Genomic DNA, 1,058 nt, shown 5'->3' with positions numbered 1-1,058 from the left:
AGGTATCGGGTTCCCACATTCATCCGCACATGTGCGGATGAATGTGGGAGGTGTTCGGATAAAGTTGATAATCAAGGCTATTCCGCCGCAACTTCGAAGAGCTGTTATGCACTGTATGGCTGCGACATAAATCTGCTACACTAATACAACATGCCTCCGTAGCTCAGGGGATAGAGCACCGCTCTCCTAAAGCGGGTGTCGACGGTTCGAATCCGCCCGGGGGCACCAGGGAATATGACGGCGTCGCGAGAGCGGCGCCGTTTCTGGTTTGTGGGGGCCGCCGGCGGATTCGGGCCGTCGACACCCGCGTCACCAATTTCCCCGCGGGGGGAGTTTTCGAATCCGCCCGGGGGCACCAGGGAATATGACGGCGTCGCGAGGGCGGCGCCGTTTCTGGTTTGTGGGGGCCGCCGGCGGATTCGGGCTGTCGACACCCGCGTCACCAATTTCCCCGCGGGGGGAGTTTTCGAATCCGCCCGGGGGCACCAGAGATCTGTAGAGCCCCGGTACCGTAACGGCGACACGCCTTGCTAGTTTTGGAAAGCTCGTCGACGGCGCCCTAGCGCACTGCCGTTTAGTGCCGATTCTGCCATGCCCGCACTCTTCGCGAGGGTGAGGAGCGTGAATTGATCGGAGAGGGCCAACCACTCTGATAAAAACGTTTTCGCTGGCGGCAGTCCTCGTGCCGGGCAGAGCCCTCCATCCGATGGGAAGTGATGCCCATGACCGATTTTACCGCGCTCGTGAAGTTCCTGACCGCTATGGTCTCGCTCCTCACGGCCCTTGTCGGCCTTTCCAAGGCACTCAAGCAGGGTTCGAAGCCCAAAAAGAAAGGCCACCGTCGCTAAGACGATGACCCAACTTCATTAAGCAACGGCTCTGCCCAGCTCTCTACAACTTGGGCTGCCGTCGGCACCATTTTACCCTCCTGACGAGGAATTCGTCCATATTTCAAAAAACAAATCTTACCTGCTATCGAACCCTTGATTATCAACTTTATCCGAACACCTCCCACATTCATCCGCACATGTGCGGATGAATGTGGGAACCCGATACCT

Annotated in this window: 2 protein-coding genes and 1 tRNA gene; 2 read left to right on the top strand and 1 reads right to left on the bottom strand. The window is 57.9% G+C overall.

The genetic code is table 11. The features are described from left to right. The first annotated feature begins 152 nt into the window (after nt 1–152). Nucleotides 153–228: transfer RNA gene (locus GT495_RS10605), tRNA-Arg, on the top strand. A 494-nt stretch (nt 229–722) separates the two neighbouring features. Next, nucleotides 723–848, top strand: coding sequence for a hypothetical protein (locus GT495_RS11040; RefSeq protein ID WP_255451811.1), 126 nt, complete (start codon nt 723–725; stop codon nt 846–848). Here GT495_RS11040 and GT495_RS10765 read toward each other — a convergent pair. After that, a partial coding sequence (locus tag GT495_RS10765; protein WP_204986927.1) for a hypothetical protein occupies nt 845–1,058 on the bottom strand: 214 nt, incomplete at its 5' end. The genes GT495_RS11040 and GT495_RS10765 overlap by 4 nt on opposite strands.

The sequence above is a fragment of the Collinsella sp. BIOML-A6 genome, assembly GCF_009875845.1.
Lineage (GTDB): Bacteria > Actinomycetota > Coriobacteriia > Coriobacteriales > Coriobacteriaceae > Collinsella > Collinsella aerofaciens_H.
The sequence above is the reverse complement of the archived record's forward strand: the minus strand, read 5'-3'. Positions and strand labels throughout refer to the sequence as shown.